Consider the following 9735-nt stretch of genomic DNA (forward strand, 5'->3'; position numbering starts at 1 on the left):
TATGTCCCCAAGTGGCTGGTATACTGAGCTGGCTGTCTTTATCTCGCCCGGATGATGTAGGCCCGTGGCTTTCCATCACAGGCTTTCTCATGGTCTGTCTTTGTCGGAGCCACTGGGGTCACGTGCAGGAGGTGTTCAGATGGCAGATCAGGACAAAGGGGTAGGGGTTGGCTCTGCATGGTGTTGAGAAGGAAGGCAGCGGCTGCGCTTAAAGTGCGCCATGGTAATGATCAGGATGGAGCAAACTCTGCCTGTCCCGGTTCCCGGTTACTCCTGTGTTGCAAAGTGTCCAAAGGTTATTGACTGCTATGTTCCCTCGGTGTGTCGAGTGTCCGGACACGATTCTGTGTGCTATCATGCAGGGGACCAAGGGGTATACCTGCAGGGGCGGTTCGTGAACCGCCCCCATCGGGTTTGTGTCAGGCGGAGGTTGAGGCAGCGGCGGGCTGGCGCTCTTTGTGGTCGCTGAGCAGCTTCTCCGCAAGCATGGTTATCTTGGATAGGCTGCAGGGCTTACGAAGGTAGGCAAACGCTTCATGTTCTTTGGCTTCGTAATAAGGTCTGAGTCCGCGCACTCCGGTGAGCATAATCACGGGGGTACCGGGGTGGCAGGTGTGCATGATGGATAGCAGCTTCAGCCCGGACATCTCGGGCATCCGGATATCGAGAAACATCAGATCAAACTGCTGCCGAGAAACCTTCTCCAGAGCATCAAATGCATCTTCTGCCGTGACCACATTGAACCCTTTTTTCTGGAGAGCCCGGGCCACCACATTGCGCACGGATTGCTCGTCATCAACCACGATGATTGAACCGCTGCTGGTGTCTTGTCTCATCTCCCTCCTCCTGACCGCTTCTTCCGCACAGGCAATCGATTTTTGATCAAGATTTTCCTTGTCATATCGGGGTCAGATTCACTTCTGCCTGTTGTGTAGCTCTCAATATATCCTGTTGAATGAGGATATCCAACCGGGCTGGCACGTGATTTATCTGCGTGTTATTCCGAAAGAACGATCACGGAAGGCATCAATCAGGAAACCATGGGAGACTGCCTCATCAAGGCCATTAGCCAAGCATGTGTGGGGTTACAGGGAGGTGTCAGAAACCCACTCAATTCAGTCCGTTTGCTACATCTGATGAAGCGTTGAGAAACGTTTGATTAGCTGGTACAGCAAGGATACTTCCCATCCTCATCAGCAGGACTTTCTTATTGATCGGCTTGCGAATATAGTCAAATGCGCCCAGCAGCAGGCCCTTCTCATTATTGCCGGCGCTTTCCCGTGAGGTGAGAAGGATCGCAGGGGCATTGATTCCCTTCTGGCTCATGACTTCCAGTGTCTTGAGCCCGTTGAGGTTGGGCATGTTGACATCGACCAGGTTGTGATGCGGACTTGCTCAGCGACAGCATCGCGTCAATGCCGTCGGAGGCGCTTCCATAGTGTATCCCTGTTTGGTCAGAAGAAGGGAGAGATGGTTTCGGGTATTTTCATCATCATCGATGCTGTCAATGAGCGGCCTGGTTTCAGCATTACTCATAAACCACCGTTATCCGGTCCAGGTAGATTTCAAGCTCCCTGATCTGTTTTTGCAACTCTTCCGTTGCGCTCTCCTTTGCGGCAATCTCAAGCACTCTCCCGATATCCGTAACAGCGTCAAATCCGTATCCACCGCCGGATCCTTTCATGGAGTGGCCCAGAACTCTGATCTTATCGAAATCGCCCTGAGCGAGCGCCTCGGTCATCGACTTGACGTCGGTCCGCCGGTTTTTCAGAAACCCCGGGACGAGATCTTCGAGGTCTTTTTCTACAATTATGGTGATCTTTTCACCCTGATTGGCAGCCGTGGGTTGAACCATTTTGGCACCTCCGATTCACTATATTCATGATGGTATGTTGCGGTTACCGTGAGTCTCACCTGTGTCTTTAGGCTTCATTACGGTTGTGATAGAAAAAACTCTGACCAAGTTCAGTTCAACCCCCTGGCCCCCATCCTTGGGGGGAAGAAAGGAGAATTAAGGGACACCCCCCTTCGACAAGCTCAGGGCAGGCTCTAAAACCCGGGCAGGAGGAATCCTGCACCACTTCATCGGGGCTTCCCTGACTCAGAGCCTGGACTCGCGCTTTGATCCCCTTTTTCCTCCGGATCGATCGGTGTTACGTTGCTGCCGGATGCTTGCCAACCTTTATCTTCCGTTTTGCGTGAATTGTGGGCATATCCAAGGATGGCATCCAGCAGATGCGCCTTCTTGATCGGCTTGGTCAGATGAGCCGTACATCCCATTTGAAGACTCTTTAGCTCGTCTTCTCTGGCCGCATGGGCAGTGAGTGCAATAATGGGTGTTGAATTACGCCCTTGCGCCTTTTCCCATTTCCGTATCTCGCCAGTGGCCGTATACCCATCCATTACAGGCATTTGAACATCCATCAGCACAAGATCATAATCTGTGGCTTTGAACCTTTCCACGCCGATCTCCCCATTTTCAGCAGTATCTATCTGGTAAGGAGTCTTCTTCAGAAACGATTGGACCAGCAGGCGATTATCGGCGTTATCCTCAACAAGCAGAATCCGCAAAGCCTCAAGAAACTCGGAATCCGCATCGCTCTTCTGGTTGGAAGAAGATGCTTCAGGGGTCTTGGCTCGTCCGAGGCTATCGGCAATGGCTGCCAAAAGGTCTTTGCGCTTGACCGGCTTGACGAGGTACCTATCGATCCCCATCTCTTTGGCCCGGGCGATATCTCCATGGCGGTTATCCGAGGTGAGCATCATGATAACGGTGTTCTGATCACGGAGTTCTCCCTTGATTTTCTCCATCATCTGGAACCCATCCGTTCCAGGCATGCGACTGTCCAGCAGGATCAGTCGATAGGGATCGGCATCCAGTTGGGCCCGTTGGTATTCATTAAATCCTTGTTTGCCGTCTTCTGCCTCCACCACCCTGGCGCCCAGCTCGGAAACCATTTTATTCAAAATCAGCCGATTGGTAGCAATGTCATCCACTACAAGTACCCGCACTCCTCGCAGATTAAGCAGGAATGGCTGAGCACGTTCCAAGGGCTTGTTGCTTTGCACACCAAACCTGACTGTGAAATAGAACTTGGTCCCGAGGTCTACTTCGCTCTCAGCCCGGATGTGCCCTCCCATCAGCTCAGTCAACTGCTTGGCAATGGCCAAACCGAGCCCGGTTCCCCCGTATTTGCGAGTAGTCGAAGCATCAGCCTGGGTAAAAGGCTGGAATATAGTAGCAAGGTGTGACGGTGAAATCCCGATTCCGGTGTCAGACACCGAACAGAGCAACTCGATCTCCTCAGGATTTGTTCCCACCGATTTGTCGTCGGAAAGTTTCACCTCAACCAGTATTCCGCCTTCAGCAGTGAACTTGATGGCGTTTCCGATGAGGTTGGTGAATATTTGCCGCAAGCGTGTCGGGTCGCCAATCAAAGCAGTGGGAACATCCGGGGCAATGTAATGGGTCAATTCAAGTGACTTCCCGTGAGCCCGGACAGCTACCACTTCGCACAGGCTCTCGATGAGTTCCCGGAAATCGAAATCGATTTTTTCCAGTTCCATGTGCCCGGATTCTACTTTGGTGATATCCAGGATATCATTGATTACTCCGAGAAGGTTCTCTCCAGCCGACTGGAAGGTACCAATATATTGTTGTTGCTCTGGTGTAAGGTCGGTATCGCTCAGTAATTCTGCCATACCCAGAATGGCATTCATCGGGGTACGGATCTCGTGGCTCATTCTGGCCAGAAAATCGCTCTTGGCATGGCTGGCGGTTTCTGCCTTGGCGGCCATTTCATTGGCAGTCAGGATCGCCTGCTCCAGCCGGCTGTTGGCCCTCTCGATTTCTTGCTGGGCTCTCTTATTATCGGCGATCTCCGAATGAAGTTTCTCATTCACAAGCCCCAGCTGCTCGTTCCTTTCCTGAATATCCTGTTCCATCAGCTTCCGCTCGGTGATGTCCTGCAGTATAGTTAACATGCGAATGGGATTGCCCGCTTCGTCAAAGGAAGGGTTGCTGTTTGCCTGGAGGAAGCGCACTTCGCCATTGGGCAACAAGATGCGGTAACTGTTATTATCTGGCTTGTGCTCACATAAAGCTGCAGTCACACGGCTGTTCACAATTTCCCGATCATCAGGATGGATGGATTCGAAAAACACTTCAAAGCACGGCGTGAATTCCCCGGGCTCAAAACCATGGATGCGGAAGAACTCATCGGAGCAGATCAGGTTCCCGGTTGGAATGTCCCACTCACTGTTGCCCAGATGGGCCATCTTTTGGGATTCTTCAAGAAGGCGCGCAGTATTCTTGATCCGGTCCTCCAGCACCTTGCGCTCGGTGATATCTCTCATGACTGAAAGCGCCATCACTGGTTTCCCTGATGCATCCTTGACCGAGCTCTGAGCAATAGATATCGTTTTTAGATTGCCTTCTGTGGTTTGGATAGTCATCTCATAATTCTCTACCGAGGCGCCTTCCCCAAGTCTCCTCAGGCGTTCAAAGGTTGATTCGGCGTCCTTCCCATCAGGGATTAGATCGGCCCTGAACTGCCGGCCCACAGTTTCCTCGCGAGTTAACCCAGCCATCTTCAGAAGGGCTTCATTGATATCAATGACATTTCCATCAAAGTCGGATATGGAAAGAGCATCAGGTATGGCATTAAGCAACGTTTCGCTATAAGCCCGGGCCGTCTCTGTCTCAAGCATTTCTGCTTTGAGCGCCTCTTCTGTAGCGCGCAGTTCGTCATTCTGTTTGTTCAGTTGTTGGTTGCTTTCCTGAAGCGTATGCTCCATTCGCTTACGCTCGGTGATGTCTGTGAACGTTGTATAGGCCTGATAGGGTTTGTCTTCGCCTGGCTTGAATTGCGAGGCGGCGCTGCTGGATATCCAGCGGTATTGCTCAACAGCCGGATCGAAGATACCCATGGTGACGTCATTGACTGGTTTACCGGTTTTCAGTGAAACCATTGCCGGATAAGTCTCTCTTGGAAAGTCGCTGCCGTCTTCATGGATAGTTTTCCATCTGGGATCAATCGGAGTGAGAAGTCTCATTTGGTCTATGGTCAATCCAAGGGTTTTTTCCGCAGCTGGATTGATGGATGTGATCGCTCCGGTGGCATCATGATAAATAACGCCCTGAGCCATGGTATCGAACAGAGTGTGATGCTTTTCTTCACTTACCCGGAGTGCATCCTCCATTGCCTTGCGCTCGGTGATATCTCTCAAAACACCGAATGTGAACATCGGCGCGCCTGCGGCATCTCTTATCACACTGCTCGAATTGGATACTAGTATAGGACTGCCGCCTCTGGGGGTGAAAGCCATTTCCGCAAGACTTACCTCTTTCCCGGCTATGATTTCCTGCAAAGCGCTGGCAGCCTTCTCCACCTCCGAAGGCTCAGCCACCATGCTCATCACTTGTATAGCCGGTAATCCCACAACCTCTTCTCTCTTTGAAAAGCCCAACATTTTCAAGTAGGCGTCATTGACATCAATCAGCGTTCCCTTCATGTCAACCACCGCAAAGCCATCGACCATGTTGCTGAGCAAATTTACGCTGTAGGCTCTTGCTTTTGATATCTCGTCAATCCTCAGTTGAAGGTCCGCATTCTTCAAATCCAGTTGCCTGTTTTTTTCCTCTACTTCCTTCTCCATCCGCTTGCGCTCGGTGATATCGGTGAAGGTGGTATAGACCTGGCATGGCTTGTCTTCGCCCGGTTTGAACTGAGGGACGGTGCTGACGGATATCCAATGATATTGCTCATCAACCGAATTGAAAACACCCATGATGACGTTGTTGACGGGTTTACCGGTTTGCAGTGAAACCGTTGTCGGACGAGTCGCTTCGGGAAAATCGGCGCCATCTTCATCGAGGATTTTCCGACTGGGAACGAACGGGATGCGACGGCACATTTCTTCCGCGGTCAATCCCAGGATTCTTTCTGCGGCTGGATTGGCGGATGTGACCTCTCCAGTGGCATATTGACACATCACGCCCTGAGCCATGGTATCGAACAGAGTGCGATACTTCTCTTCACTCTCCTGGAGTGCATGCTCCATCAGCTTGCTCTCGGTGACATCCGTAACGGCGGAGATGAGATGCGGCTCGCCGTTCAGCGTGACGCTTTCCCCCGAGAAAAGGATATGGCGTATCTCGCCTGATTTGGTCCGCATGTTCAATTCCATGTTATGCATGCAGCCATCCAACCGCATCTTTTCTACCAGCTTCTGGCGTTGCCCGGGGTCTGCCCATAGATGGATATCGACTGCTGTACGATTAATGATCGCTTCACGTGTGTGGCCGGTGACAGCACAAAAGGCGTTGTTGACATCGATCAGGCGGCCATCCGTCAAGGTACTGATGGCCATCAGATTAGGGCTTGATCGGAATGCCTTGGAGAACCGCTCCTCGCTTTCACGTAGCATCTCCTCCGCCCGCTTGCTCTCGGTGATATCCCTCATCACCAGCAATATCATCGATGGTTGGCCTTCAGGGGTTCTCACCATGCTGGAAGAGACAGATAGGGTGCGAGGCCTCCCGCTTTTGGTGAAAATGGGCATCTCGTAGTTTCCTGACTGGGCACCAGACCAGCTTTGTTTTAACTTGGAAAGTCCTATCCCCAACTCTTCAGGACTGACCAGCCCCAATGCGATGATCGGCTCTTTGATTGGAACCCCCACGACCTCTTCTTTTTTTAGGCCTAGCATTCCCAGATAGGCCTCATTACAGTCGATCACTTTTCCCTCCGAATCAACCACAACAAGGGCATCGGCCATGCTATTGAGTAACTCCTCGCTATAATCCCTGGCTCTGGCCAGCTCATCAATCTTTGAATGGAGCTCCTTATTCTGTACGGCCAGTTGCTCGTTTCTTTCCTGTAATCCCTTCTTCATATATCCTCTCCAAGCCGATTAATGCCCAGCCGCAATTGCATCCGGCTGCAAATCAAGCTTTGATCTTTCTCAGTTCCAACAAACATTCGCTAGAAATCCGGCCGAAAACCCCGGAAACCCAGGAAATTAGCTCACAGGCCAGATACGATTTTTAGCCCAAGAACTCTTCAAAACAGACTTTTCGGCCGCGTCTCCAGCATCTTGTGGCAAGAGTCTCCGGTCTCACAGATTCTTAAGGGACAGATTGCCTTCTTCGCAGAGGTTGGCGAGTTGATATCCCTCATCTCTGTCCGAGATGAACAATTTTGGGTTTTGTGGATTATCTCCCAGTTTTACCCGGAGGCGTTGGATATACACCTTGAGGCAGTCCATGGCATCGGTGTGATCTGTCGTCCCCCATACCCTATCGAGAATAACTCGATTGGCTACCGTCTGCCCCCGGTTTTTTGCCAGAAGATAAAGCAGATTGTACTCAATGGGAGTTAACTTGACTTCCTCCCCATCCACAAATACCTCGTGGGCAGCAAAATCGATATTGACCTTCCCCGCAATGAGGATGTCTCTTGATTGCTCAAGGTCTGCCATCGATTCGAAGCGCCTCAGCACGGCCTTCATCCGGGCGATAAGCTCGGCACGGCCAAACGGTTTGGTAATGTAATCATCGGCTCCCACATCCAGGCCCTCGATCTTGTCAGCTTCCTCATCCCTTGCGGTCAGCATGACCACAGGCATCTTCGAGAAAAGGCGTATCCGCCGGCAGACTTCAAATCCATCAATATCCGGCAGTCCAACATCAAGGATGATGATATCAGGGGCCTCTCTTTTGACCATGTCAACGCCGTCAAGGCCCTGTTTGGCAGAAACAATCTTGGCTTCCGGCCATTGGAAATCCAAATAGCGGGAAACGCATTCGATCATATCCGGGTCGTCTTCGATTATGGCTATCTTCATCGTCTCACCTGTTTCGGTCTCATAGAATTCTTTCTGTCACACGGTTAAGTTCCACCTGCATGCGCCTGCTTACCGAGAGCCCGAATGGTATGGCTCCAAGGGCTTTGCCCGTGGGTATTTGCAGCAGAGACCAAAGAAGAGCCTCTCAATGATTCGGGATCAGGATATCCATGACGGTTGTCGTTTTGACTTCCTGCCAACGTGATGCTCCAAGTTTACGAGTTGAATACTGTGTACTTCTCGCAGGGTGCTGGAAAAGTCCGATTCAACCCACTTCCCTAACCCCCCACTTGTTGGAGGAATTGTAAGGGCACGTTGCAACGTGCCCCTCCAGGGACACCCACAAACCCCCGGAAGGAAGAATCCTTCACCTCTTTTTCAACAGACTGCAGGGGGGAACCTCCGATTCAGCGCTGATAACCCAGGTCCCTAATCTTGGGGGTATTCTTGTAAGGTACGATAAATCGATCCCCCGCAGAGACCATCCTCAGGCCCCGATATCGGTCGAGGGCAGGGCGTCCTCCAGCAGGATATCTCTTGCATCACTTACTTCAGAACGTTCCCAAGAAACCGGCCCAGGTAAAATGGTGGACTCCAGGCCAAGGCTTTCTGCCAGGGCCTGATCAAAAGAAGAAGATTCGGCGGGTAACCCGGGGTCAACCACCGTTCCGGGAATGCTTTGGAAATCCTTCGGATTCCGAAGGTCGTCTGCCCAGTTAGTAAGCTTATACCCAGATGCTCTCTCCGGGAGGATCAGTCTGGGCTCGAGGGGATTATCGCCCAGCTTTGTCCGGAGCCGTTTGATATATACCTTGAGGTAATCATCGGCATCCTTATACTCCGATCCCCATATCTTCTCCATGATGACCCGGTTGGTCACTGCCTGGCCCTGATTTTTTGCCAGAAGGTGAAGTAAACGGTATTCTGTGGGGGTTAGTTTGACCTCTTCCCTATTTATGGACACTTCATGAGTAGCCATGTTGATCGTCAGGTTCCCAATGGTGAGCTGCTTGTCTACCTCCTCATGCTTGGGCATGGTGGAGCGGCGCAACGTTGCCCTTACCCGTGCCATAAGCTCGGCGTGCCTGAATGGCTTGGTGACGTAATCATCCGCACCCATCTCCAATCCCTTGACCTCGTCGAACCCTTTACTTCGCGCGGTGAGCATGATAATAGGCACACTGGAAAAAAGGCGAATCAGTCGGCAAACTTCAAAACCATCGATATCCGGCAGGCCGATATCGAGGATGACTATGTCGGGGGACTCCTTTTCGACGAGGTGAACTCCCTCAAGTCCCCTGCGCGCACATATCACGCTGATATCGGGCTGGCGCAGCTCGAAACAGAGCGAAATGGCTTCAATCACTTCCTCATCGTCTTCAATAATGATTGCTTTCATACTTTCACCTGGTTTTATCCTGATTCAATCCCCGATCTCGGTCGAGGGCTGTGCAACCCGGGACACAGTTTGCACTTTGAACCGGGCATATGGTTGGGGGAACTATTGAATTTGGAGAACACCCCCAAACCCCCGGAAGGAGGAATCCTTCACTCTTTTTCAGCAGCTATCAGGCAGAGATAGCGCCATCGCGGCAGGAAGGTCCCCCTGGTAGGTGAGAGCTCTCTGTATGGCATCATCCAGATCCTGTAGCTTGCAGGGCTTGTGCAGGTAAGCGAAGGCTTGAAGCTGCATCGCCTGGGATTCCATTTCCATTTCCCCATCGGCGACGGCGCTCAACATGATAACGCGTGCGTTGGGGCGTTTTTCTTTTATGTTGCGCAGGAGCTCCAAACCGTTCATTCCGGGCATTTTGATATCCATCACAAACACATCGAATTCCCTTTCTGCAGTCAGGGCCATGGCATCGATGCCGCACGATGCCATGG

The 9735-nt window shown here is 51.7% G+C and carries 8 protein-coding genes; all 8 read right to left on the minus strand.

Annotated features, from left to right (window positions below; genetic code table 11):
- Positions 1 to 419: 419 nt before the first annotated feature.
- The gene (locus tag PHV74_12530; protein MDD5095183.1) at positions 420 to 836 is read right to left on the minus strand and encodes a response regulator; all 417 of its coding nucleotides are present in this window, start codon (positions 834 to 836) and stop codon (positions 420 to 422) included.
- Positions 837 to 1110: 274 nt separating this feature from the next.
- Complete coding sequence (locus PHV74_12535) at positions 1111 to 1377, minus strand: response regulator (GenBank protein MDD5095184.1); 267 nt, start codon at positions 1375 to 1377, stop codon at positions 1111 to 1113.
- A gap of 18 nt (positions 1378 to 1395) precedes the next feature.
- Positions 1396 to 1536, minus strand: coding sequence for a hypothetical protein (locus tag PHV74_12540; GenBank protein MDD5095185.1), 141 nt, complete (start codon positions 1534 to 1536; stop codon positions 1396 to 1398).
- Positions 1529 to 1855, minus strand: a complete 327-nt coding sequence (locus PHV74_12545) for an Hpt domain-containing protein (protein MDD5095186.1) — start codon at positions 1853 to 1855, stop codon at positions 1529 to 1531. Before PHV74_12545 ends, PHV74_12540 begins: the two co-directional genes overlap by 8 nt.
- Before the next feature lie 227 nt (positions 1856 to 2082).
- Positions 2083 to 6897, minus strand: a complete 4815-nt coding sequence (locus PHV74_12550) for a PAS domain S-box protein (protein ID MDD5095187.1) — start codon at positions 6895 to 6897, stop codon at positions 2083 to 2085.
- A gap of 222 nt (positions 6898 to 7119) precedes the next feature.
- Entirely contained in the window at positions 7120 to 7848 is a 729-nt protein-coding gene (locus tag PHV74_12555) for a response regulator transcription factor (GenBank protein MDD5095188.1), read from the minus strand.
- Between the two features lie 487 nt (positions 7849 to 8335).
- Positions 8336 to 9247 carry a response regulator transcription factor gene (locus tag PHV74_12560; GenBank protein MDD5095189.1) on the minus strand — a complete coding sequence of 304 codons (912 nt, stop codon included), beginning with the start codon at positions 9245 to 9247 and terminating at the stop codon, positions 8336 to 8338.
- 159 nt (positions 9248 to 9406) lie between these two features.
- Positions 9407 to 9735: response regulator (locus PHV74_12565; protein MDD5095190.1), on the minus strand; the 329-nt coding region annotated here is incomplete at its 5' end.

It is taken from the genome of Dehalococcoidia bacterium (assembly GCA_028711995.1).
GTDB lineage: Bacteria > Chloroflexota > Dehalococcoidia > SZUA-161 > SpSt-899 > JAQTRE01.

Excerpts from the sequence above, each read along its gene's own strand:
- PHV74_12530 (MDD5095183.1), bottom strand. The coding sequence starts at position 836 with ATGAGACAAGACACCAGCAGCGGTTCAATCATCGTGGTTGATGACGAG.
- PHV74_12540 (MDD5095185.1), bottom strand. The coding sequence starts at position 1,536 with ATGAGTAATGCTGAAACCAGGCCGCTCATTGACAGCATCGATGATGAT.
- PHV74_12545 (MDD5095186.1), bottom strand. The coding sequence starts at position 1,855 with ATGGTTCAACCCACGGCTGCCAATCAGGGTGAAAAGATCACCATAATT.
- PHV74_12550 (MDD5095187.1), bottom strand. The coding sequence starts at position 6,897 with ATGAAGAAGGGATTACAGGAAAGAAACGAGCAACTGGCCGTACAGAAT.
- PHV74_12555 (MDD5095188.1), bottom strand. The coding sequence starts at position 7,848 with ATGAAGATAGCCATAATCGAAGACGACCCGGATATGATCGAATGCGTT.
- PHV74_12560 (MDD5095189.1), bottom strand. The coding sequence starts at position 9,247 with ATGAAAGCAATCATTATTGAAGACGATGAGGAAGTGATTGAAGCCATT.